A 21,732-nucleotide genomic window follows, 5' to 3' on the forward strand; every position below is an offset into this window, starting at 1 on the left:
TTCAGCGCTTGTCGAGCCGGCGTGCGGCCGTGGTGCCCACGAACTGCAGGATCTGCACCAGCACCACGAGCAGGGCCACGGTGAGCACCATCACGTCGGTCTGGAAGCGGTAGTAGCCATAGCGGATGGCCAGGTCACCGATGCCGCCGCCGCCCACCACGCCGGCAATCGCCGAGTAGGAGAGAAAGCTCACCGACAGCACGGTGAAGGCCAGCACCAGGCCGGAGCGGGCCTCGACGATCAGCACGCGCCAGATGATCTGCAGCTCGCTCGCGCCCATGGCATGCGCGGCCTCGATCACGCCCCGGGGCACCTCGCGCAGGCACTGGTCGACCAGGCGCGCCAGGTAGGGGATGGCCGCCACCGAGAGCGGCACCGCAGCGGCCAGCGGGCCGATGGAGGTGCCTGCGATGAGCCGCGTGAACGGCACCAGCGCCACCAGCAAGATGATGAACGGGAAGGAGCGCACGGTGTTCACGATCCAGTTGAGCACCAGGAACACCGGCCGGTTGGCCAGCGACTGGCCCGGACTCAGCAGGAACAGCAGGATGCCCAGCGGCCCGCCGATCAGCAGCGCGGCGCTGAGGCCGATGGCCAGCATCAAGAAAGTCTGGCCGATGGCCACGCCCAGCTCGGGCAGGATGGCGACGATGTTCTCAGGCATAAGCCACTCCTTGCGTTCCGTTGGCGTGCGCGGCATAGCCTGCGGCGGTGGCTTCCTCGCGTGCATCGCGCGCGCGGCGGCGCACCAGGGCGTCGATCTCGCGGCCCAGCGCGGTCAGGCGCTGTGCGGGCGGTGCGTCCACGGCGAACTGCTCGATCAGCTCGCCCTGCTCCAGGATGGCGACCTGGCGGCACAGCAGTTCCACCACGGGCAGCTCGTGCGTGACGATGACGATGGTCACGCCGATCTTCTGGTTGATGTCGCGCAGCGTGGCCAGCAGCTCCTGCGTGGTCTCGCTGTCCAGGGCCGAGGTCGGCTCGTCGCACAGCAGCACCTTGGGCCGCGGGGCGAGCGCGCGGGCGATCGCCACGCGCTGCTTCTGGCCGCCCGAGAGATGGGCGGGGTAGCTGTCGATCTTCTCTTCCAGCCCCACCAGCATCAGGCATTCGCGCACACGCTCGTTGATCTCGGCACGCGAATGGTGGCCATGGATCTTGAGCGGGAAGGCCACGTTGTCGGCCACCGTGGCGTTCTGGATCAGGTTGAACTGCTGGAAGATCATGCCCAGGCTCTGGCGCGTGTCGCGCAGCTCGCTGCGCGACAGCGTGGTCAGGTCGCGCCCGCCCACGATCACACGGCCGGCGTCGGGGCGCTCGAGCAGGTTGATCAGGCGCAGCAGCGTGGACTTGCCGGCGCCGCTCTTGCCGATCAGGCCGAAGATGTCACCGGCGTGGATGTCCAGGGACAGGGAGCGCACGGCGTCGAAGCGCTCGCCGTTGGGCAGGGTGAACGACTTCTGGACGGATTCGAGCCGGATCACGGGCACGGTGCCGGGCGCCGGGGGATGCAGGGGGGTGACAGCAGTCATGGAAGGGAATGGCCCGTCGGCAGGCACGCGGGTGGCATGCAGGCCGGGAAGGGGCGGAACATCGAAGCTCTCGAGTATGGGAACGCACGCCCCCGGAAGGAACGACGCATTCGGCGCGTGCATATGCGGATTTCAAGTAAGAGCGGCTGCACAGCGGCGCGCTTGTGTGGTGCGCGCATAAGGTTGCGCGCATTTCTTCGTTGGGGAATGCGCCCTGCCCGGCCACAGTCGGCGCCTTCTTTCACACTTTCATGCCGACCACCATGCTCCATACCGTCCGCCGCCGCGCCGCGATGATCACCGCCGTCTCGCTGGCCTCTGCCGCCCTCTTCGCCTCCCATGGCGCCCTGCATGCGCAGGAGAAGAAGACGCTCAAGGTGGGCGTCTCCGTCGGCAACGGCGACCAGATCTTCGAGGTCGTCAAGAAGGTCGCCGCCCGCGACGGCCTGGCCATCGAGGTCGTGGTCTTCAACGACTACCAGTTGCCCAATGCCGCCCTGGCGGCCGGCGACCTGGATGCCAATGCCTTCCAGCACCAGCCCTTCCTGGACAACCAGAACAAGGCGCGCGGCTTCGACATCGTGCCCGTGGGCCTGACCATCACCGCGCCGCTGGGCTTCTACTCGCGCAAGATCAAGAGCATCGACGCGCTGCCCGAAGGCGCCTCGGTGGGCATCCAGAACGACCCGTCCAACGGCAACCGCGCCCTGCTTTTGCTGCAGGAGGCTAAGCTCATCACCCTGAAGCCCGAGGCCGTGAAGAACAACAATGCCACGCCGCTGGACGTGGTTTCGAACCCCAAGAAGCTCAAGCTGGTGCCGCTCGACGCGGCGCAGCTGCCGCGCTCGCTCGATGACCTGACGATCGCCTCGATCAACAACGACTACGCCGAAAAGGCCGGCCTCACCCTGGCCAAGGATGCCGTGATCAAGGAATCGCCCCAGGGCCCCTACGCCAACCTGATCGCCGTGCGCCGCGCCGACAAGGACAAGCCCTGGGCCAAGCAACTGGTCAAGGCCTACCAGTCGCCCGAAGTGAAGAGCTTCATCGAGACCAAGTTCAACGGCTCGCTGGTTCCCGCCTTCTAAAGCGCCTCCGAGCGTGGCCACAGGCCCTGCGCCCTCACCAGGCGGGGCCTGTGCTGTTTTTTTTCCATCCCCTTGCTTGCTGGAGCCCTTCCATGAAACGCCGTTCCGTTCTCCACGCCGCCGCTGCCGGTGCCACCACCCTCGCCCTGCCCGCCGTGGTGCGCGCAGCCGATGCACTCAAGGAAGTGCGCCTGGATTACGCCTACTACTCGCCCACCAGCCTGGTGCTGCGCCGCTTCGGCTGGCTGGAGCAGGAGTTCAAGAAGGACGGCATCGACGTCAAATGGGTGCTCAGCGCCGGCAGCAACCGGGCGCTCGAATACCTCAACGCCAACAGCATCGACATCGGCTCGAGCGCCGGCCTGGCTGCCGTGCTCGCGCGTGCCAACGGCAACCCGATCCGCACACCCTATATCTTCTCCCGGCCCGAGTGGACGGCGCTGGTGGTGCGCAAGGATTCGCCGATCCGCTCCCTTGCTGACCTCAAGGGCAAGAAGGTCGCCGCCACCAAGGGCACGGACCCCTATCTCTTCCTGCTGCGCGCGCTGCAGACCGTGAAGCTGCGCCGCAGCGACATCGAGCACGTGGGCCTGCAGCACGCCGACGGCCGCGTGGCCCTGGAGCAAGGGCGCGTGGACGCCTGGGCCGGACTCGATCCGCTGATGGCGGCCAGCGAGCTTGACGCCGGCTCGCGCCTCCTCTACCGCAACGTGGCCTTCAACACCTATGGCTTTCTCAACGTGCGCGAGGACTTCCAGGCACGCCACCCGGCTGCGCTGCTGCGCGTGATCAGCGCCTACGAGCGGGCACGCAAGTGGACGCAGGCCAACACCGTGGAAGCCGCGCGCATCCTCTCGGAAGAGGCCAAGGTCAGCCTGGAGGTGGCGCTGCTGCAGCTCAAGCTGCGCACCGACCTGGGCAACCCGCTGCCATCGTCCGAGCACGTCAAGGCCCTGCAGGCGGCCTCGCCGATCCTGCTCGAAGAGCAATTGGTCAAACCCGGCACCAACCTGAACAAGGTCATCGCCGACCTGGTGGATACGCAGTTCGCGCGTGCCCAGCTGGCAGGCGCCGCGGCCTGATCCGACCATGAGCGCCGTACCGCCGCTGCCGGCCGCTTCGGTCTCCGTGCCCGGCCCGCGGGAGCCGCAGGCTGCGGATGGCCACCGGCCGGCCCGCAAGCTGCCCTCGCGTTGGCTGGGCGTTGCGCTGCCCCTGGCCTTTATTGCCGGCCTGGAGCTGGCCGTGCGCCTGGGCTGGGTGGCCGCCCACCTGCTGCCACCCCCGAGCGAGATTGCACGCACGCTGCTGGCACTGGCCGAGCAGGGCCTGGCCGGCCATGTGCTGGTCAGCACGGCGCGGGTGCTTGCCGGCTTTGTGCTGGGCGCCGGCCTGGCCATTGCCCTGGGCGTCTGGGTGGGCCTGAGCCGGCATGCCGAGGCGTTGCTGGACCCGAGCTTCCAGGCCCTGCGCGCGATTCCTTCGCTGGCCTGGGTGCCGCTGCTGCTGCTGTGGCTGGGCATCGACGAGGGGGCCAAGCTGGCGCTGATTGCCATCGGCGCCTTCTTCCCGGTCTACATGGGCGTGGCCTCGGGCCTGCGCGATGTGGACCGCAAGCTGGTCGAGGTGGCCGAGATGGCAGGCCTTGGGCCCATCGCCCTGGCCCGCCGCGTGCTGCTGCCGGCCTCGCTGCCCGCGGTCTGGACGGGCCTGCGCAACGGCCTGTCGCTGGCCTGGATGTTCATGGTGGCGGCCGAGCTGATCGCCGCCACGCGCGGCCTCGGCTACCTGCTGACCGACGGGCGCGAAACCGGGCGTGCCGACATCGTGCTGGCGGCCATCGTGCTGCTGGCGCTGATGGGCAAGCTCACGGACAGCGGCATGCAGGCGCTGGAGAACCGCTGGCTGTCCTGGCGCGACACGGTGGCCACACGATGACAACGACGACGAACACCCCCCATTCCCCCCTGCTCGAGGTGCGCGTGCGGCGCAAGCAGTTTGCCGGCAACGAGGTGCTGCGCGACGTGCACCTGCAGCTGCACCAGGGCGAATGCGTCACCCTGGTTGGCGCCAGCGGCTGCGGCAAGAGCACGCTGCTGCGCATCGCTGCCGGGCTGGAGCGCGACTACGACGGCCAGGTGCGCCTGGACGGCCAGCCCACGGCGGGGCCTGTGCGGGACATCCGCTTCGTCTTCCAGGAGCCACGCCTCTTCCCCTGGCTGACCGTGGCCGGCAACGTCGCGTTCGACGGCCAGGGGGCGGGCGATGCGGCGCGCGTGGAGGCCCTGCTGGACGAGGTGGGCCTGGCCGGCTTCGGCCAGCGCCTGCCCAAGGAGTTGTCTGGCGGCCAGGCGCAGCGCGTGGCGATTGCGCGGGGGCTGTTCGTGCAGCCGCGCGTGCTGCTGCTCGACGAGCCCTTTTCGGCGGTGGACGCCTTCACACGCCTGAAGCTGCAGGAGCTGCTGCTGCGCGTGGCCCGTGCCCACCGCATCGCCGTGCTGATGGTCACGCACGACATCGACGAGGCGGTCTACCTGGGCGACCGCGTGCTGGTGTTCGAGGCGGCGCCCGGGCGCATCAGCGCCTCGGTCGCCGTGGACACAGCGCAGCCGCGCGACCGGGACGGAGCCGCGGTGGGCACGGCGATTGCTAGCGTGCGCCAGGCCCTGCATCGGGCCCATGCGCTCTGATCGCTGAACTGCCTCGGTCCACCTGCCATGCAGTGCTGCAGGCAACGCTCATTGCATGACCCCGGCGGACCCGCGCATGCGGGCATTGGCATCGCCTTGCAGGCTGATGCGGTCGGCACCGCTGCTGCTCTCACGGATGCGCGCCGCCAGCATGCGGTTGCGGGCCGCACCCGTGGCCACATCGGCCTGCCGGGCGGCCATGTAGGCCAGGTGGTTGGTCTCGGCCTCGTCATGCGTCTTGCGCCAGATGCCATCGGCATAGGCCAGGGCCTGCGCCGCCTGTTGGAGTTCCAGCGGCGCATGCAGGGCCACGGCCGGGTTGGCGCTGGCGGCGCCCACGGCGGCACGCGCGCGCTCGAGCGCCATCGACGGGGCCGTGGCGCAGGCGGACAGAAACCCGGCAGCCGCTGCGCCGGCGGCGAGAACGGCCGCGGTACGGCGCAGCGCGGAAAGCACACGGGGTGCCAGGATTTCAGGATGGCGAAACAGCATCTGTCGGGACTGTCCAGGGGTTTGCAACGTGGGTGTGCACTGCAGTCGGCAGTGTGGAAGAGGCCCATTCTGGCCACGCCCCCCTTCTCATCCAACGAAGGAATGCGAGTTTGCAGATGCGATTTCTGCTGCCGCTGACAGGGCTGCAGGCGACGCAGCAAGTCCATTGCCCTGGTGCCAGCAACGTTGTTCGGTCTCACGTACAAAGAAACCATGCCTAACCACCGCCAACTCAAGCTGGGCGCCTTCATGCGCCCTGTCAGCATCCACACCGGCGCCTGGCGCTACCCCGGTGCGTATGCCGATGCCAACTTCAACTTCGCGCATCTGAAGCGCTTTGCGCAGACGCTGGAGCGGGCGCGCTTCGATGCCTTCTTCATGGCCGACCACCTGGCGGTGCTCAACATGCCGGTGGAGGCGCTCAAGCGCAGCCACACGGTCACCTCGTTCGAACCGTTCACGCTGCTGTCGGCGCTGAGCCAGGCCACCGAGCACATCGGCCTGGTGGCCACGGCATCGACCACCTTCGACGAGCCCTTCCACATCGCGCGGCGCTTCGCGTCGCTGGACCACCTGAGCAACGGGCGCGCGGGCTGGAACATCGTCACCACCTCCAATCCCGATGCCGCGCTGAACTTCGGCCGCGAGGACCACATGGCGCACGACGAGCGCTATGCCCGCGCGCGCGAGTTCTACGATGTGGTGACCGGCCTGTGGGACAGCTGGGCCGACGATGCCTTCGTGCGCGACCAGGCAAGCGGCCTGTTCTTCGACCCCGCGCGCCTGCACACGCTCGACCACCGCGGCCAGTACCTTTCGGTGCGCGGGCCGCTGCACATTGCCCGGCCGGTGCAGGGCTGGCCGGTGATCGTGCAGGCGGGGGCCTCCGAGCCCGGGCGCCAGCTCGCGGCCGAGACGGCCGAGGTGATCTTTGCCGCGCACGGCACCCTGGCCGAGGGCCGAAGCTTCTACGCCGACGTGAAGGGCCGCCTGGCGGCGCTGGGGCGCGGGCGCGACGACCTCAAGATCCTGCCGGCCGCCTTCGTGGTGGTGGGTGATACGGTGGCCGAGGCCCAGGGCATCCGCGCGCAGCTGGACAGCCTGGTGCACTACGAGAGCGCCATCGCCTCCCTGTCCATCGCCCTGGGGGTGGATGCGTCGAAGTTCGACCCCGACGCGCCGCTGCCGCCGGTGCCCGAGACCAATGCCAGCCAAAGCAGCCAGCAGCGCGTGGTCGCCCTGGCCGAGCGCGAGGGCTTCACGGTGCGCCAGCTCGCGCAGCGCCTGGGCGGCTATGGCGGCCTGGCCTTTGTCGGCACCGCGCAGACCATTGCCGACGAGATGCAGGAATGGCTGGAGTCCGAGGGCAGCGATGGCTTCAACATCATGTTCCCCTGGCTGCCCGGCGGGCTCGATGCCTTCGTGGAGAAGGTCGTGCCCGAGCTGCAGCGCCGCGGCATCTTCCGCACGGAGTACGAGGGCACGACGCTGCGCGAGAACCTGGGCCTGGCGCGCCCGGCGAACCGGTTCTTTGCGCCCCGGCCCTGAGAGCCTGTTCAGGTTCTGAGGCAGGCCTACGCGGCCGCAGGTGCGCGCCAGACGATCTCGCGCACGTTGATCTTGCGCGGGATGATCCCCAGGGCATGGAAGCTGTCGGCCAGTTGCTGCTGCTGGGCCACATGGGCATCGGTCAACGGGCCGAGCGAGAACTCGGCGCGGGCAAAGGCCGTCGACCAGGACCTGGCGTCGATGCCGGTGGCTTCGGACGCCAGCTGGGCCAGCTCGTCCCGGCGCTGGCCCGCCCAGGCGATGAGCTTGCCCAGCTCGTCGAGTACGGCACCGAGCACTGCCGGATGGCGGGTGGCAAAGTCCTTGCCGGCCATGTAGTAGGACGCGCTCGCCAGGCGCCTGTCCGTGGTGTCGGCAATCACGCGCGCACCATAGCGCTCCTCGGCAATGGCGTAGTACGGGTCCCAGACCACCCAGGCATCGATGTTGCCGCCATTGAAGGCGGCCGTGGCGTCGGCGGGCGAGAGGTAGGTGGGAACGATGTCCTGGAAGGCCAGGCCCGCCGTGGCCAGCGCCTTGATCACCACGTTGTGCGCGGCCGATCCCTTGCCGAAGGCCACCCTCTTGCCCTTGAGGTCGGCCAGCGTCCGGATGGGCGAGTTCCTGGGCACCAGCACGGCCTGCTGGGCCGAGGGGGTGGCTGCGGCATACACCAGGTTCGATCCGCCCGCCTGGGCGAAGACCGGCGGTGTGTCGCCCACCGAGCCCAGATCGACCGCGCCGGCGCCCAGGGCCTCCAGCAGGGGCGGGCCGAACTGGAACTCGACCCACTTGACGCTGTGCACGCCCAGTGCTTTCAGGCGGGCTTCGATCACCTGTTGCTTGCGTGCCAGCACCAGGATGGCCGAACCTTTCTGAAAGCCTATCTTCACCTCCTTGGGCAAGGTCGTGGCCTGCTGGGCCCAGGCGGGAAGGCCCGAGGCGCTGGCAGCCATGGCCATCAACGCAGGAGCAACATGGCGGCGACGCAGCTGGAACGGGAAATCGGTAGACACGCAGGACTCCTTGAACTCGATGGGAATGGGCTCTGGAGCTTAGGAGCGGGCCCACGGCGCCGTCCAATGCGCCGTGCATGCTTGCTTATGCGTTTTCAGCCGTGGCCGCAGCGGTCCAGGGGAACCGTGCGCAGCGCCTTACTTCTCCGCAAAAGCCCGTTCCACGACGAAGTCTCCGGGCGTCGATGTATTGCCCTCTTTGAAGCCCCTCGATTCCAGCAGGTGCTTGAGGTCGCCGAGCATGCCGGGGCTTCCGCACAGCATCACGCGGTCCTCGGCCGCATCCAGAGGCGGCAGGCCCAGGTCGTCGGTGAGCTTGTTGCTGGCCACCAGTTCCGTGATGCGGCCCCGGTTGCGGAAGTCCTCGCGTGTCACGGTCGGGTAATAAAGCAACTGTTTGCGCACCAGCTCGCCCAGGAACTCGTGCCGGGGCAAATGGTCGATCACCAGGTCGTGGTAGGCCAGCTCATCGACCTGGCGCACACCGTGCACCAGAATCACCGTCTCGAACTTCTCGTAGGTCTGCGGGTCGCGGATCACGCTCATGAACGGTGCCAGGCCGGTGCCGGTACCCAGCAGGTACAGGCGCTTTCCCGGCAGCGTGTAGTCGATCAAGAGCGTGCCGGTGGGTTTGCGCCCCACGATGACCTTGTCACCGGGCTTTATGTGCTGCAGCCTCGATGTCAGGGGCCCGTCGTCCACCTTGATGCTCAGGTACTCCAGAAGTTCCTCGTAATTCGCGCTCACGATGCTGTAGGCGCGCAGCAGCGGCTTGTTGTCCACGCGCAGGCCGATCATGGTGAAGTGGCCGTTGGAGAACCGCAGCGCGGGATCGCGCGTGGTGGTGAAGGTGAACAAGCGGTCCGTCCAGTGGTGGACGCTCAGCACGGTTTCCTCGCTGAAGGCGCTCATGGGCGTTTCCTTCAGGCGACCGAGGCGGCCACGGCCGCATCGGCTTGCCCAGGCAGGCCCAGCGCCCCGCCGGTGCGCCGGAACTGGGCGCCCGCATGGCGCGCCGGCAGGTGGTCGGCCTCGCCGAACAGCTTCTTGCGCAGGCTGCCCGGTGCGTACTCCGTCTTGTAGACGCCGCGCGACTGCAGCTCGGGCACGATGAAGTCCACGAAATCCTCGTAGCTTTCGGGCACCACGGTGCGGCTCACGTTGAAGCCGTCCACGCCGGTCTCGTCGATCCAGGACTGCAGTTCGTCGGCCACCTGGCCCGCATCACCGACGATGGCCGGGTAGCGCCCGCCGAGCTCGAACAGCTCGAGCAGTTGCCGGCGCGTCCAGCCGTGCTGCGCGGCGGTGCGCGCGGCCGACTCGATGGCATTGGTGGGGCCGTAGACGATGGGCTCGTCCAGGTCGTAGCGCGAATAGTCCACGCCCGTGCTGGCCGCGAAGTGCGCCAACCCGGCCTCGCGGCTGGCGTAGCGCTTGTAGTCCTCGTACTTCTCGTGCGCCTCCTTGTGCGTGGCACCGGTCACCACGGCAGAGCCGACGAAGACCTTGACATCGTCCGGCCGCCGGCCGGCGCGCACCAACTGCTCGCGCAGCGCATCGACGCTCTTGCGCGCCGCCGCCTTGTTGGGGGGCGAGATGAACACGCATTCGGCATGCCGCCCGGCAAAGCGCTGGCCCCGGCCCGAGGCACCGGCCTGGAACAGCACGGGCGTGCGCTGCGGCGAGGGCTCGGCCAGGTGGTAGCCGTCCACCTGGTAGTAGCGGCCCTGGTGCTGTACCTTGTGCACCTTGGCCGGGTCGGCGTACATGCGCCCGGCGCGGTCGCGCCGAACGGCGCCCTCTTCCCAGCTGCCCTCCCAGAGCTTGTAGAGCACCTCGAGGAATTCGTCGGCCCGGTCGTAGCGCTCGTCGTGCGGCAACTGCTCGGCGAGGCCCATGGCCCGCGCCGCGCTGTCGAGGTAGCCGGTGACGACGTTCCAGCCGATGCGCCCGCGCGTGAGGTGGTCCAGGGTCGAGAAGCGCCGCGCCAGCAGGTAGGGCAGTTCGTAGCCGAGGTTCACCGTGACGCCGAAGCCCAGGTTCTGCGTGACGGCCGCCATGGCCGAGATCAGCATCATCGGGTCGTTGACCGGCAGCTGGATCGACTCGCGCAGGGTCACGTCGACATTGGCATGGTAGACGTCGTACACGCCCACGATGTCGGCGATGAACAGGCCGTCGAACAGCCCGCGCTCCAGCGTGCGGGCTATGCCGGTCCAGTGCTCGATGGTGTTGTAGGCGGCCGACTCGTCGCGCGGGTGCGCCCACAGGCCGTGGTTGATGTGGCCCACGCAGTTCATGTTGAACGCGTTGAGCAGGATCTGCTTCTTCGGAGTGGCCATGGGGTCAGAACGCCGGGATCACGCCACCGCCGAAGGTTTTCACGATGAAATCGCGCACCTCCTCGGTCTGGTACGCCTTGACCAGTTGCTGCACCCAGGGCTGTGCCTGGTCCTGCTCGCGCACCGCGATCAAGCAGGCATAGGGGCCGTCCTTGTCCTCGACCAGGATGCCGTCCTTGGCGGGGTTGAGGCCGGCCTTGATCGCATAGTCGGCATTCACCGCAGAGGCGTCGGTATCGTCCAGCGTGCGCGGCAGCTGGGCAGCCTCGATCTCCACGAAGCGCAGCTTCTTCGGGTTCTCGATCACGTCGCGCGGCGTGGCGTTGACGCCTTCGATCGGATCGATGCCGGTGCGCAGCTTGATGTGGCCCGCCTTTTGCAACAGCAGCAGGGTGCGGCTCTCGTTGGCCGGGTCGTTCGGTATGGCCACCCGGGCGCCTTCGGGCAAGGCTGCGATGGACTTGTACTTCCTGGAGTAGATCGCGATCGGCCCGATCCAGGTGCGGCCGAAGCCCACGATCTTGTAGTTGCGCGAGCGCACCTGCGCAGCCAGGAAGGGGCGGTGCTGGAAGCTGTTGGCATCCAGGTCGCCTGCATCGAGTGCGGCATTGGGCCGGCTGTAGTCGGTGAACGGCACGATCTGGATCTTGAGCCCGTAGTCGCGCTCGGCCACGCGCTTGACCACCTCGAAGGTCTGCTCATGCGGTCCGGTGGTCACGCCGACCTTGAGCAGCTTGCCGGTGCCGGGCGGCTCCTTCAGCGCCGCAGTGGCCGGCAGCCCGAGGCCGGCCAGCGCCATGGCAGAGCCCGCCTGCAGCAGGCGGCGGCGCGAGGCCGCAGGGTTGGGGGAAACAGGGCGGGGAGAGATCACGGTGCGGCTCCTGGCGAAATGGGAATCAAGGACATGGCAGCGGGCCCTACAGCGCACCGTGGCGCGGGGGCAGTTGGCCGTTGAGGTAGTAGTTGCCGATGGCGTGGTACTTCCAGCGCACCGGGTCGTGCAAGGTGTGGGTACGGGCGTTGCGCCAGAAGCGGTCCAGCCCCAGGCCGTCGAGCGTGGCGCCGGTGCCGGCCAGCTCGAACAGGCGGTTGCCGGCGTCCAGCGATGCCGTGGTGGTCAGCACGCGGGCCTCGGCCACAGCGATGGAGGCCGCGGCCACGCTGGCCTCGTCGGGCGCGGCCTGGGCTTGGTCGACAAAGCGGCCGGCACGGCGCAGCAGCGCCTGGGCGGCGCGCAGCCGCACCGCCACGTCACCCACCTGGCGGATGGTCAGCGGGTCGTCGCTGGCGCGGTCCACGCCGGCATCGATCCAGGGCCGGGCCTGCTCGCGCACGAAGGGCAGCGTGGCCTGCAAGGCGCCCTGCCCTATACCCAGATCGATGGCCGCGTGCAGCAGCTGCGCGAACGGGCCGATGGGGGTGGGCCGCTCGAACGAGGCGAGAAAGGGAACGACCCATGCCGGGTCGACCGCCACCGCATCGAAGGACACGGACCCGCTGCCGGTGACGCGCTGGCCAAAGCCGTCCCAGTCATCGACGATGGCCACGCCCTCGGCCCTCCGTGGAATGAAGGCCAGCAGCGTCACATCGCGCCCCTCCTGCTGCGCGCTGACCAGCGTGGGAATCCAGTGCGCGAACAGCGCGCCGGTGCAGTAGAACTTCTGCCCGTCCACGCGCCAGCCATCGGGGTGGTCGGTGGTCAGGCGCGTGCGGCGCTTGAAATCCTTGTGGCCGATCTCGGCCAGGGCGTTGCCAAAGCGCTCGCCATCGAGCGCGCGGCGGTAGAAGAAGGCCTTTTGCGCATCGCTGCCGCCCACGCGCAGCACTTCGAGCGCGTAGTAGTGGTTCTGCGGAATCTGGCCCAGCGAGCCATCGGCCGCCGAGATGGTGGCGATGACCTCGGCCAGGGTGACGTTGGACACCCCTGCCCCGCCGTACGCGCGCGGCACGGTGATGCCCCACAGGCCGCTGGCCGTGAAGCGGTCCAGTTCGTCCCAGGGCAGGATGCGGTCGCGGTCGCGCGCCACCGCAGCGCGCGCGAAGTCGGCGGCCAGGGCGCGGGCGACTTCGAGGGCGTGCGCATCGTCGCGGATGCGCTGCACGGGCTGGGCTGGCGGGGGCGCAGGTTCCTCTGCAGCGCCCTGCGGCCCCAGGGCGGGGTTCAACAGTTCGAGGGCCATGTCAGTTCCAGGAGTGCCGCCGTGGGGCGACACCGTTGAGCAGGTAGTTGCCGATCAGGTGCGCCTTCCAGCGCACCGGGTCATGCAGGGTGTGGGTGCGGGCGTTGCGCCAGTGGCGCCCGAGGTTGTGCGCCTCGCGCGTGGCGGACGAGCCCGCCAGCTCCAGCAGCTTCTCGGAGGCGTCGAGCGCGATCTGCGTGGTCAGGATCTTGGCTTCGGCCACGGCGACCGAGGCGCGGGCACTGTCCTCGGCCGTCACCGTGCCGGCGGCGCGGATGGCGTCCAGCAGCTGGCCGGCTTCGCGCAGCACCTCGTGCGCTGCATGCAGGTCCACCTGCAGGCGGCCCACGTCCTGGATGATGTAGGGGTCGTCGGTCGCCTGTTGCAGCCCGGAGTCGATCCAGGGCCGCGCGCGTTCGCGCACGAAGGCCAGGGCGTCGGCCAGCGCCGCCTGGGCAATGCCCTGGTCGATGGCGGCCTGCACGATCTGCGACGCGGGCCCGAACAGCCCCGGCCGGTCGGCCAGTTGCCAGATGGGCAGTACGTCGGTCGCGTCGATGGCCACGTTGTCGAAGCGCACGGTGCCGCTGGCCGTGGTGCGCTGGCCGAAGGACGACCAGTCGTCGACCACCGTGAGCCCGGGCGCATCGCGCCGTGCCCAGACCTGCACGGCCCGGTCCTCGTCGTCCAGCGCGCGCGTGGGCACCCGGTGGGCGAACAGTGCGCCGGTGGAATAAAAGCGTTCTCCGGTCAGGCGCAGGCCCTGCGGCGTTTGCGCCAGGCGCGTCTGGCCATGCAGGATGGTCCTGGAGCGGCGCTCGGGCCCCGCATTGCCCAGGCGGTGGCCGGCCAGCACCTCGGCGTAGAAGCGTTGCTTCTGGGCATCGGTGCCGATTTCACGCAGCACGCCCAGCAGACCGAAATGGTTCTGCGGAATCTGCCCCAGTGCCGGGTCGGCCGCCGAGAGGATCACGAACACCTCGGCCAGCGTGGCGAAGGACACGTCCGCCCCGCCGTAGGCGCGCGGCACGGTGATGCCGCCCAGCCCGCTTTCGGACCACAGGTCGAGCTCGGCCCAGGGCAGGCGGCGCTCACGGTCGCGCCCGGAGGCACCGGGTGCGAACAGGGCCGCCAGCCGGTGTGCGGCCTCCAGGGCCTCCTGGTCGCTGTGCAGGCGCTGCACGCGCGATGCGTCTGGCGCGCGGGGCCGCTGGTCGGGTGCAGCCTGCGGTGGATGGGAATGGGTATCGGTCATGCGGGAGCACCGTCAAGAAAAAACGGGCATGCGGGCGGCGTCTGCGCTGCCCGCATGCCTTGCTGCACGGTGGCTTCCGTCAGGCCAGCGAAAGCACGGGAATCTCCACCAGGCCCTGGGCCCGCTGGCGCAGCGCCGGCAGCGCGCGTTCGACCGCCAGGGCGATGCGGGCCCTGAGGGCGTCGCTGCTCACGCGGTAGTTATCGAACTCCTTGTCGGTCGCATACACGCCGATGGGCAGCGTGTGGGCCTGGAAGAAGCTGAACAAAGGGCGCAGCTGGTGGTCGATGGCCAGCGCATGCCGGTCGCTGCCGCCCGTGGCGGCCAGCAGCACGGGCACGTCGATCAGCGCCTCGTGGTGTACGAAGTCGAACAGGTGCTTGAACAGGCCGGTGTAGGAGCCGCGGTAGATCGGGCTGGCCACCAGCAGCAGGTCGGCGGACTCGATCTCGCGCAGCACGGCCTCGATCGCGGGCGGCAGCTGGGCGCGCTGGAGCACACCGCCGAACTGGGGCACGAGCTCGCCCAGCTCGATGAGCCGCGTGTCCACCGGCAGGGCATCCGACAGCCCTTCGAGCAGCTGTTGCACCAGCGCCAGGGTGCGGGAGGGGCGCTGCAGGCCGCCAGAGACGGCGACGATCTTGGGGGTTCTGGCCATGGGAAGAAAGGGATTGAAGAGGAAAAAGGGGTGGTCGTCCGGTGAACGAGACCGAAGGTCCATACTGTGCGCCCGCCCGGGGCCTTGCGGGGCGTGGTGGCTAGAAGCATTTCGGCTATCGATATGCGCAATGGCCGCAAGGCCCTTCACCGCCCCAAGCGCACTCCGGCGCCCGGCCGCTTATGCGCCCGGCGCATTTGGAGCGGCGCTTTCCTTCGTTCGGGGGCAGCCGGGCACCTCCTAGCATGGCCAGACACCGGCCGCAGCAGGCGCCAGGCCCCTCCCCCTTTCGAGAAAGCTCCACCCCATGTCCCGCAATCCCCCCACGCATGACTTTCTCGTGCAGCGCTTTCACCCCGTCTTTGCGCGCATTGCCGAGCATGCCGTCCAGCGCGAGCACGCGCGCGAGCTGGCGCACGAGGCCATCGGCTGGCTGCGCGAAGCCGGCTTCGGCGCGCTGCGCGTGCCCATCGAGCACGGCGGCTTCGGCGCCATGCCCGAGCAGCTGTACGAGCTGCTCATCGACCTGGCCGAGGCCGACTCCAACCTGCCCCAGGCGCTGCGCGCGCATTTCGGCTTTGTCGAGCGCGTGCTGGCCGAATTCGAGCCCGAGCAGCGCGCGCCCTGGCTGCGGCGCGTGGCCGATGGCGCCATTTTTGGCAATGCCACCACCGAACAGGGCGACGGAGCCCTGGGCCGCCTGCAGACCCGGCTGTTCCAGGAGGAAGACGGTGCCTGGCTGCTGAGCGGCGAGAAGTACTACAGCACCGGCACCCTGTATGCCGACTGGGTGGCGGTCACCGCCGAGCGCGAGGGCGGTGACCCGGCCCAGTGGCGCACCATCGCCCTGGTGCGCACCGATGCACCGGGGGTGGAGTGCGTGGACGACTGGCGCGGCTTCGGCCAGCGGCTCACCGCCTCGGGCACCACGCGCTTCGAGCGGGTGGTCGTGGCAGCGGACGACATCATCGATTTCTCGCGCAGCGGCACGACGCTGATGACCGCCGTGTTCCAGCTGTTCCACATCGCCACGCTGGCCGGCATTGCGCGTGCCATCGAGCGCGATGCCATCGCCTTCGTGCAGCCGCGCAAGCGCGTGTTCAGCCATGCCAGCGGCAACCTGCCGCGCGAGGACCCGCTGGTGCAGCAGGTCATCGGCCACCTGGCCAGCACCGCCTTCATCGCCACGCTGGCCACGCGCGAGGTGGCGCGCGGCCTGGGCGAGCTGGACCGCTGGCGCCTGCGCGGCGAGCCCTTGCCCGGGGATTTGCTGGTCGACGTGGAGCTGCGCGCCGCCAAGGCCCAGGTCGCCGTGACCGAGGCGGTGCTGGCCGCCGCCACGCGCCTGTTCGACGTGGGCGGCGCCAGCGCCCTGCAGGAGGACCGCCGCCTGGACCGCCACTGGCGCAATGCCCGCACGCTGGCCTCGCACAACCCGGTGATCTACAAGTCGCGCGTGATCGGGGAGCATGCGCTCAACGGCACGCGCCCCACCTTCTACTGGGCCGTGGGCACGCGCGAGGCCTCGCCCCCGGCTGCCGGCTGACGCCGGCCTATCTTCACCGTGTCAGAACACCCGCCCCTCTTCGAGGTGGGTGGTCACGCCATTGAGCTGGTAGTCACCCAGCACCCGGGTCTTCTGCAGCAGCGGGTTGTGGTTGAAGATGGTGCGGATGTTGCGCCAGTGGCGGTCGAAGTTGTGCTTGCTGGACGTGGCCGAGGCACCGCCGGCCTCGAACATGCGCTCAGCCGCGCCCAGCGCCAGGCGGGCTACCACGGTCTGCGTCTTGGCTGTGGCCAGTGCGCCCTGCAGCACCAGGTCGGCCGCCTGCGGCGCCTCGGCGGCAATGGCATCGGCCGAGCGGTCGAGGTGGCGCGCGTTGTCCAGCACCAGGGCATCGATGGCATGCGATGCCGCCGCCAGTTCGCCCACCACGAGCTGGTTGAAGTGGTCCTCGCGCGCCGTGGCGGCCGGGCTGTGCATGGCCGGGCGGCCATGGTCGCGCACGAAGCGCGTGGCGTCGGCCAGCACATTGCGCACCGCGCCGGCCGCGGCGGTCACCAGGTGCAGCTGGCGCAGCGCCGAGGTGTGGCGCCCCACCAGCGAGCCCGAGTCGCGGGACTGCACCTCGTGGGCATGCACCAGCACATCGGTGAAGACGATGGAGCCGCTGGCCGTGAGGCGCTGTCCAAAGCCGTCCCAGTCGTCCAGGATGGCGATGCCTTCGCGGTCCACCGGCAGGTTCACGGTGACCATGGTGCCCTCTTCGTCCAGCACGCTCACGTTGGCATAGTCCGAGAAGGCCGTGCCCGTGGCATAGAACTTGCGGCCGCTCAGCCGGAAGTGGTCGCCCTCGCGCACCAGCGCGGTGTGGGTCACGCCGGCCCGCTCGGTGCCGCGTTCGGTGTAGGCGCCGCCGAACAGCGCGCCCTCGAGCGTGCGCTGCACCTGCAGCTGCCGGTAGGCGCCGGGCGGTGCCAGGCGCAGGGCCTCGGTGGCGTTGAAGTGGATGCGCAGCGCATGCGCGACGTTGGAATCGGCCGCGGCCAGCGTGGCCAGGGCGCCGATCAGGTCTTCGAGCGAGCCATCGGGGCCGCCATCGGCCTGGCCGATGCGCAGCGCACCCAGGCCGGACTGGCGCACCAGCCGAAAAGCGTCGTACGGGAGCGTGCGGTCGGCCTCGCGCTGGGATGCGCCCTGGGCGATGGCGTCGGCCAGGGCCGGAACACCGGCCAGAATGGCCGCGCGCGTGCGGGGAATCTGCAGGATGGTGTGTGCCATGGGCCTGGCCTCACTGTGCGGTAGCAGCAGCAGCGGTCACTGCCACGCGGGCCACGCGGCCTTCCACGGGGTGGCTCGGGTCGGTGAAGCCCAGGGTGGAGGCATGGCCGGCGGCCACCAGGCGGTTGACCAGGGCCTCGTCCTCGGGGGTGAACTGGTAGTCCAGCGCGCGCACATAGCCCTCCCACTGCTCCAGCGTGCGGGGGCCGGCGATGGCCGAGGTGATGAGGCGGTTGTTGAGCACCCAGGCCACCGCGAAGTCGGTGGGGTGGACGCCGCGCGCCGCCAGGTCGTCACGGATCTGGCGCGCGATGGCCAGGGATTCGGGGCGCCACTCGGTCTCCAGCAAGCGCTTGTCGGCCCGCGCGGCGCGCGAGCCGGCTTCGGGCTCCGCACCATCGTCGTACTTGGCAGTCAGCACGCCGCGTGCCAGCGGGCTGTACGAGACCACGCCCAGACCGTAGGCCGCGGCGGCAGGCAGTTGCTCGGCCTCGGCCGTGCGGTTGACGACGTTGTACAGCGGCTGGCTCGCCACGGGGCGGTCGATGCCTTCGGCATCGGCCAGGTGGGCCACCTCGGCAATGCGCCAGCCCCGGAAGTTGGACACGCCGAAGTAGCGCAGCTTGCCCGCGCGCACCAGGTCGCCGATGGCGCGCACGGCCTCGCCCAGCGGGGCGTTGAAGTCGGTGCGGTGAAAGTACAAGAGATCGATGTAGTCGGTGCCCAGGCGGCGCAGGCTGCCTTCCACGGCGTCGATGATCCATTTGCGCGAGATGCCGCTGCGGTTGGGCCCGTCGCCCATGCGGTTGGCGAACTTGGTGGCCAGCACCCAGTCGTCGCGGTCGTGGCGGATGCCGCGGCCTACGATCTCCTCGGTGCGGCCCTTCTGGTAGGCGTCCGCCGTGTCGATGAAGTTCACGCCGCTGGCCTTGGCCGCGGAAATGATGGCGTGCGAGGTGGCCTCGTCGGTGGGGCCGCCGAACATCATGGTGCCCAGCGCCAGGCGCGAGACTTTGAGGCCGCTGCGGCCCAGGTAGTGGTAGGTGGTCAAGAAGGCTCCGGGAAAGGGGTGGTGGCACGCGGCCGAGGCCGGTCAGCCGCGAATGGTAGGCAGCGCTGCGCAAAGCACATACTCGCTGCACGCATATCGATAGCCGCTCCTGAATCGGTAGCAGCCGGTGCGCCAGGAGCAAGCTTCATCGGCGCAGATGTCCGCATAAGCAAATGCGGAAAGAACGCTGCAGCCCGCCGCGATATTGGGTGCAATGCAAGGGTTTCCATTCCTGCCCTGCGACCCGTTGCGCAGGGCTTGCCGATTGCCTTCATGACCACCATCACACACCGCGCTGGCTCGCTGGTCGGGCTCGACCGTTTCTCCGCACCCACCGATTTCCCGGGCAGCCCCTTGTCCGAGGCCTTGAAGCAGCCCATCCTGCTCGGGCTGTTCCTGCCCATCCAGGCGGGGGGATGGAGCGCCTCCACCCTGCCCCGCACCACCGACTGGCAGTTCGCCTACAACCGCGACCTGGTGCTCAAGTCCGAGGCCCTCGGCTTCGACATCGTCTTCGCGCTGTCGCAGTGGCTGCCCAAGGGCGGCTACGGCGGCGTGTTCGACGGCAATGCGCTCGACTCCTTCATGGCCACGGCGGCGCTCACCGGCGTCACGCAGCGCATCATCCTGATCTCCACCATCCACGTGCTCTACGGCCCGCTGCACCCGCTGCACCTGGCCAAGTGGGCCAGCACGCTGGACCACATCTCGGGCGGGCGCTGGGGCATCAACGTGGTTACCGGCCACCGCGCCGTGGAGCACGAGGCCTTCGGCTGGGACCGCATCGACCACGACCGGCGCTACGAACTGGCCGCCGAGTTCCTGGAGGTGGTGCAGCGCCTGTGGACCGACACCGAGAACTACTCGTACGAAGGCGGCTCCTCCTGGAAGCTGCAGGGTGCCTTCGTCTCGCCCAAGCCGCGCTATGGCCGCCCGGTGCTGGTCAATGCCACGGGGTCGGACGCCGGCATCGAGTTTGCCGCGCGCTATTCGGACATCGTGTTCATCACCAGCCCCGCGGGCTCGGACTTCGCCAGCGCCATCGCCGCGTTGCCGGCGCACACGGCACGCGTGAAGGCCGCTGCGCGGGCCCAGGGGCGCGAGGTGCGCACCCTGCTCAACCCCATGGTGATCAGCCGCGAGACCGAGGCCGAGACCTGGGCCTACCACGATGCCATCGTGGCCGCGCAGGACCAGCATTCGCCCCAGGGCTTCAACGGCTTCGACAGCGACGCCCATGCCTGGAAGGGCCGCGTGGGCGTGGATGCGCCCAAGCGCCGCGCCATCGGCGGGAACATCGAGGTCATCGGCACGCCCGAGCAGGTGGTCGAGCAGTTCGTGGCCTTGAAGCGCGCAGGCGTCGACGGCCTGCAGCTGAGCTTCTTCGACTTCCAACCCGACCTCGAATTCTTCGGCGACCGCATCCTGCCGCTGCTCAAGCAGGCCGGCCTGCGCTTCTGACCGCGCTCCATCCACCCAGCCCTCCCCCTATTTCATGGCCCTCCACCGCACCTTCGCCCACCTTGCCTTCGCTGTGCTGCCAGCCTTGGCACTGGCACAGCCCGCCACCGATGCCGCCACCCCGGTCAAGGGCGGCACGCTCACCTACGCCAGCGACATCGAGCCGCCCATCCTGGTCTCGCTGCTGGACACCAATACCCGCATCCGCAACATCAGCGCCAAGATCACCGAGGGGCTGCTGCGCTACGACGCGCAGTTCAAGCCCCAGCCCCTGCTGGCCACGCGCTGGAGCGTGAGCCCGGATGGCCTGCGCTACACCTTCGAGCTGCGCAAGGGCGTCAAGTGGCACGACGGCAAGGACTTCACCGCGACCGACGTGCGCTACTCGGTGCTCACGCAGAAGAAGCAGGGCCCGCGCGGGCGCATCACCCTGGCCAACGTGGAGCGCGTGGACACGCCCGATGCGCTGACGGCCGTGCTCGTGCTCTCCAAGCCCGCGCCCTACCTCATCAAGGCACTGTCCTCGGCCGAGCTGCCCATCGTGCCGGCCCACCGCTATGGCGACGGCGACCCGCTGGCCAGTGCCAATGCCACGGCACCGGTGGGCACGGGGCCCTTCATCTTCGAGCAGTGGGTGCGCGGCAGCCACATCATCCTGCGCAAGAACCCGAACTACTGGCGCAGCGGCGCGCCGCACCTGGACCGCATCATCTTCCGCTTCATCCCCGACAAGGCGGCCATCTCGGCCGCACTGGAGGCCGGCGAGGTGGACGTGGCCAGCAACGTGAACCTGGCCGACCTGGAGCGCCTGGGCAAGAACCCGCAGCTCAAGGTCGAGGACACCTACGACGCCTACCTCAACAACGCCGTCTTCCTCGAATACAACCTGGACAACCCGGTGCTGGCCAAGGCCGAGGTGCGCCACGCGATTGCCCATGCCATCGACCGCAATGCGCTGAGCAGCGTGGTCTGGTACCAGCGCGGCGAGGTGGTGAACTCGCCCATCCCCAAGGTGTTCACCAGCTACTACGACGACAGCACCTTCAACTACCCGTACGACGTGGCCCGCGCCAACCAGTTGCTCGACCAGGCGGGCTACCCGCGCCAGGGCGGCGGCACGCGCTTTGCCCTCAAGGTCACCAACATCCCGGGTGCCGACTTCAAGCGCACCTCGGACTTCCTGCGCTCGTCGCTGGCGCGCGTGGGCATCCGCGTGGAGATCCTCGACGGCGACCTGCCCACCTTCCTCAAGCGCGCCTACACCGCGCGCGAGTTCGACCTCAACGTCAACGGCCTGGGCCGCCTGTACGACCCCACCGTGGGCGTGCAACGCATCTACTGGGGCGACGGCGTGAAGAACCCGCTGATCTGGATCAACGCGGCGCACTACAACAACCCGCAGGTGGACGAGCTTTTCCGCCAGGCCGCGATCGAGGTCGACGAGACCCGCCGCGCTGCGCAGTTCCGCCAGATCCAGCAGACCGTGGGGCGCGAGCTGCCGGCCTACCCGCTGGTCACCGTGCCCTCGGCACTGCAGGTCTACAGCACCCGCGTGCACCAGCTCAACACCACCATCGACCTGACGGCAGGCGATCTGGCCGACACCTGGCTGCAACCCCGCAAGTAATCCACGCCAT

20 protein-coding genes are annotated in these 21,732 nt (G+C 69.1%); 8 read left to right on the forward strand and 12 right to left on the reverse strand.

Annotated features, from left to right (window positions below; translation table 11 throughout):
- Position 1: 1 nt before the first annotated feature.
- Together AC07PA_RS21775 and AC07PA_RS21780 are read right to left on the reverse strand one after the other, a co-directional pair.
- Positions 2 to 664 carry a methionine ABC transporter permease gene (locus AC07PA_RS21775; protein WP_494608803.1) on the reverse strand — a complete coding sequence of 221 codons (663 nt, stop codon included), beginning with the start codon at positions 662 to 664 and terminating at the stop codon, positions 2 to 4.
- Positions 657 to 1,532, reverse strand: coding sequence for a methionine ABC transporter ATP-binding protein (locus AC07PA_RS21780; RefSeq protein ID WP_494608802.1), 876 nt, complete (start codon positions 1,530 to 1,532; stop codon positions 657 to 659). The genes AC07PA_RS21775 and AC07PA_RS21780 overlap by 8 nt, the downstream gene beginning before the upstream one ends.
- A gap of 263 nt (positions 1,533 to 1,795) precedes the next feature.
- On the opposite strand from AC07PA_RS21780, the gene AC07PA_RS21785 reads away from it, so the two are divergent.
- The 4 genes from AC07PA_RS21785 to AC07PA_RS21800 all read left to right on the forward strand — a co-directional run bounded on the left by AC07PA_RS21785 (position 1,796) and on the right by AC07PA_RS21800 (position 5,310).
- A complete protein-coding gene (locus tag AC07PA_RS21785; protein WP_494608800.1) occupies positions 1,796 to 2,620 on the forward strand; it encodes a MetQ/NlpA family ABC transporter substrate-binding protein in 825 nt (274 codons plus the stop codon).
- 92 nt (positions 2,621 to 2,712) lie between these two features.
- A complete protein-coding gene (locus AC07PA_RS21790) occupies positions 2,713 to 3,702 on the forward strand; it encodes an aliphatic sulfonate ABC transporter substrate-binding protein (protein ID WP_494608799.1) in 990 nt (329 codons plus the stop codon).
- A 7-nt stretch (positions 3,703 to 3,709) separates the two neighbouring features.
- On the forward strand, positions 3,710 to 4,558 hold the full coding sequence (locus tag AC07PA_RS21795; protein ID WP_494608798.1) for an ABC transporter permease: 849 nt from the start codon (positions 3,710 to 3,712) through the stop codon (positions 4,556 to 4,558).
- Positions 4,555 to 5,310 (forward strand): ABC transporter ATP-binding protein, encoded by a 756-nt coding sequence (locus AC07PA_RS21800; RefSeq protein WP_494608797.1) that lies wholly within the window; start codon positions 4,555 to 4,557, stop codon positions 5,308 to 5,310. The genes AC07PA_RS21795 and AC07PA_RS21800 overlap by 4 nt, the downstream gene beginning before the upstream one ends.
- 48 nt (positions 5,311 to 5,358) lie before the next feature.
- Here the strand turns inward: AC07PA_RS21800 and AC07PA_RS21805 are convergent, their stop codons facing one another.
- Positions 5,359 to 5,802, reverse strand: a complete 444-nt coding sequence (locus AC07PA_RS21805) for a DUF4398 domain-containing protein (RefSeq protein ID WP_494608796.1) — start codon at positions 5,800 to 5,802, stop codon at positions 5,359 to 5,361.
- Between the two features lie 213 nt (positions 5,803 to 6,015).
- Between AC07PA_RS21805 and AC07PA_RS21810 the strand changes: the two genes are divergently transcribed.
- Positions 6,016 to 7,350, forward strand: coding sequence for an LLM class flavin-dependent oxidoreductase (locus tag AC07PA_RS21810; protein WP_494608795.1), 1,335 nt, complete (start codon positions 6,016 to 6,018; stop codon positions 7,348 to 7,350).
- A gap of 26 nt (positions 7,351 to 7,376) precedes the next feature.
- On the opposite strand, the gene AC07PA_RS21815 is transcribed toward AC07PA_RS21810, so the two are convergent.
- From AC07PA_RS21815 to msuE, 7 genes are all read right to left on the reverse strand, one after another.
- Positions 7,377 to 8,366: a sulfonate ABC transporter substrate-binding protein gene (locus AC07PA_RS21815; protein WP_494608794.1), complete on the reverse strand. Its 990-nt coding sequence runs from the start codon at positions 8,364 to 8,366 to the stop codon at positions 7,377 to 7,379.
- Between the two features lie 138 nt (positions 8,367 to 8,504).
- Complete coding sequence (locus AC07PA_RS21820) at positions 8,505 to 9,278, reverse strand: ferredoxin--NADP reductase (RefSeq protein ID WP_494608793.1); 774 nt, start codon at positions 9,276 to 9,278, stop codon at positions 8,505 to 8,507.
- Between the two features lie 11 nt (positions 9,279 to 9,289).
- The gene (locus AC07PA_RS21825) at positions 9,290 to 10,708 is read right to left on the reverse strand and encodes an LLM class flavin-dependent oxidoreductase (RefSeq protein ID WP_494608792.1); all 1,419 of its coding nucleotides are present in this window, start codon (positions 10,706 to 10,708) and stop codon (positions 9,290 to 9,292) included.
- A 4-nt stretch (positions 10,709 to 10,712) separates the two neighbouring features.
- On the reverse strand, positions 10,713 to 11,507 hold the full coding sequence (locus AC07PA_RS21830; protein WP_494608915.1) for a MetQ/NlpA family ABC transporter substrate-binding protein: 795 nt from the start codon (positions 11,505 to 11,507) through the stop codon (positions 10,713 to 10,715).
- Between the two features lie 118 nt (positions 11,508 to 11,625).
- The gene (locus AC07PA_RS21835) at positions 11,626 to 12,888 is read right to left on the reverse strand and encodes an SfnB family sulfur acquisition oxidoreductase (RefSeq protein WP_494608790.1); all 1,263 of its coding nucleotides are present in this window, start codon (positions 12,886 to 12,888) and stop codon (positions 11,626 to 11,628) included.
- 1 nt (position 12,889) lies between these two features.
- Positions 12,890 to 14,143: an SfnB family sulfur acquisition oxidoreductase gene (locus tag AC07PA_RS21840; RefSeq protein WP_494608789.1), complete on the reverse strand. Its 1,254-nt coding sequence runs from the start codon at positions 14,141 to 14,143 to the stop codon at positions 12,890 to 12,892.
- 79 nt (positions 14,144 to 14,222) lie between these two features.
- Positions 14,223 to 14,801, reverse strand: a complete 579-nt coding sequence (msuE, locus tag AC07PA_RS21845; RefSeq protein ID WP_494608788.1) for an FMN reductase — start codon at positions 14,799 to 14,801, stop codon at positions 14,223 to 14,225.
- Between the two features lie 307 nt (positions 14,802 to 15,108).
- Between msuE and AC07PA_RS21850 the strand changes: the two genes are divergently transcribed.
- Positions 15,109 to 16,347 (forward strand): acyl-CoA dehydrogenase family protein, encoded by a 1,239-nt coding sequence (locus AC07PA_RS21850; protein WP_494608787.1) that lies wholly within the window; start codon positions 15,109 to 15,111, stop codon positions 16,345 to 16,347.
- A 21-nt stretch (positions 16,348 to 16,368) separates the two neighbouring features.
- On the opposite strand, the gene AC07PA_RS21855 is transcribed toward AC07PA_RS21850, so the two are convergent.
- Together AC07PA_RS21855 and AC07PA_RS21860 are read right to left on the reverse strand one after the other, a co-directional pair.
- Complete coding sequence (locus tag AC07PA_RS21855) at positions 16,369 to 17,583, reverse strand: acyl-CoA dehydrogenase family protein (protein WP_494608786.1); 1,215 nt, start codon at positions 17,581 to 17,583, stop codon at positions 16,369 to 16,371.
- Between the two features lie 10 nt (positions 17,584 to 17,593).
- On the reverse strand, positions 17,594 to 18,634 hold the full coding sequence (locus AC07PA_RS21860) for an aldo/keto reductase (RefSeq protein ID WP_494608785.1): 1,041 nt from the start codon (positions 18,632 to 18,634) through the stop codon (positions 17,594 to 17,596).
- A 273-nt stretch (positions 18,635 to 18,907) separates the two neighbouring features.
- On the opposite strand from AC07PA_RS21860, the gene AC07PA_RS21865 reads away from it, so the two are divergent.
- Both AC07PA_RS21865 and AC07PA_RS21870 read left to right on the forward strand, forming a co-directional pair.
- Positions 18,908 to 20,095, forward strand: a complete 1,188-nt coding sequence (locus AC07PA_RS21865) for an LLM class flavin-dependent oxidoreductase (RefSeq protein WP_494608784.1) — start codon at positions 18,908 to 18,910, stop codon at positions 20,093 to 20,095.
- Between the two features lie 34 nt (positions 20,096 to 20,129).
- Entirely contained in the window at positions 20,130 to 21,722 is a 1,593-nt protein-coding gene (locus AC07PA_RS21870; RefSeq protein WP_494608783.1) for an ABC transporter substrate-binding protein, read from the forward strand.
- Positions 21,723 to 21,732: the final 10 nt, after the last annotated feature.

The sequence above is a fragment of the Acidovorax sp. GW821-FHT09B03 genome, assembly GCF_059418305.1.

What these genes read in the sequence shown, in the direction of transcription:
- AC07PA_RS21775 (WP_494608803.1), bottom strand. Translation starts at nt 664, where the DNA reads ATGCCTGAGAACATCGTCGCCATCCTGCCCGAGCTGGGCGTGGCCATC.
- AC07PA_RS21780 (WP_494608802.1), bottom strand. Translation starts at nt 1,532, where the DNA reads ATGACTGCTGTCACCCCCCTGCATCCCCCGGCGCCCGGCACCGTGCCC.
- AC07PA_RS21785 (WP_494608800.1), top strand. Translation starts at nt 1,796, where the DNA reads ATGCTCCATACCGTCCGCCGCCGCGCCGCGATGATCACCGCCGTCTCG.
- AC07PA_RS21790 (WP_494608799.1), top strand. Translation starts at nt 2,713, where the DNA reads ATGAAACGCCGTTCCGTTCTCCACGCCGCCGCTGCCGGTGCCACCACC.
- AC07PA_RS21795 (WP_494608798.1), top strand. Translation starts at nt 3,710, where the DNA reads ATGAGCGCCGTACCGCCGCTGCCGGCCGCTTCGGTCTCCGTGCCCGGC.
- AC07PA_RS21800 (WP_494608797.1), top strand. Translation starts at nt 4,555, where the DNA reads ATGACAACGACGACGAACACCCCCCATTCCCCCCTGCTCGAGGTGCGC.
- AC07PA_RS21805 (WP_494608796.1), bottom strand. Translation starts at nt 5,802, where the DNA reads ATGCTGTTTCGCCATCCTGAAATCCTGGCACCCCGTGTGCTTTCCGCG.
- AC07PA_RS21810 (WP_494608795.1), top strand. Translation starts at nt 6,016, where the DNA reads ATGCCTAACCACCGCCAACTCAAGCTGGGCGCCTTCATGCGCCCTGTC.
- AC07PA_RS21820 (WP_494608793.1), bottom strand. Translation starts at nt 9,278, where the DNA reads ATGAGCGCCTTCAGCGAGGAAACCGTGCTGAGCGTCCACCACTGGACG.
- AC07PA_RS21825 (WP_494608792.1), bottom strand. Translation starts at nt 10,708, where the DNA reads ATGGCCACTCCGAAGAAGCAGATCCTGCTCAACGCGTTCAACATGAAC.
- AC07PA_RS21830 (WP_494608915.1), bottom strand. Translation starts at nt 11,507, where the DNA reads ATGGCGCTGGCCGGCCTCGGGCTGCCGGCCACTGCGGCGCTGAAGGAG.
- AC07PA_RS21835 (WP_494608790.1), bottom strand. Translation starts at nt 12,888, where the DNA reads ATGGCCCTCGAACTGTTGAACCCCGCCCTGGGGCCGCAGGGCGCTGCA.
- AC07PA_RS21840 (WP_494608789.1), bottom strand. Translation starts at nt 14,143, where the DNA reads ATGACCGATACCCATTCCCATCCACCGCAGGCTGCACCCGACCAGCGG.
- msuE (WP_494608788.1), bottom strand. Translation starts at nt 14,801, where the DNA reads ATGGCCAGAACCCCCAAGATCGTCGCCGTCTCTGGCGGCCTGCAGCGC.
- AC07PA_RS21850 (WP_494608787.1), top strand. Translation starts at nt 15,109, where the DNA reads ATGTCCCGCAATCCCCCCACGCATGACTTTCTCGTGCAGCGCTTTCAC.
- AC07PA_RS21855 (WP_494608786.1), bottom strand. Translation starts at nt 17,583, where the DNA reads ATGGCACACACCATCCTGCAGATTCCCCGCACGCGCGCGGCCATTCTG.
- AC07PA_RS21865 (WP_494608784.1), top strand. Translation starts at nt 18,908, where the DNA reads ATGACCACCATCACACACCGCGCTGGCTCGCTGGTCGGGCTCGACCGT.
- AC07PA_RS21870 (WP_494608783.1), top strand. Translation starts at nt 20,130, where the DNA reads ATGGCCCTCCACCGCACCTTCGCCCACCTTGCCTTCGCTGTGCTGCCA.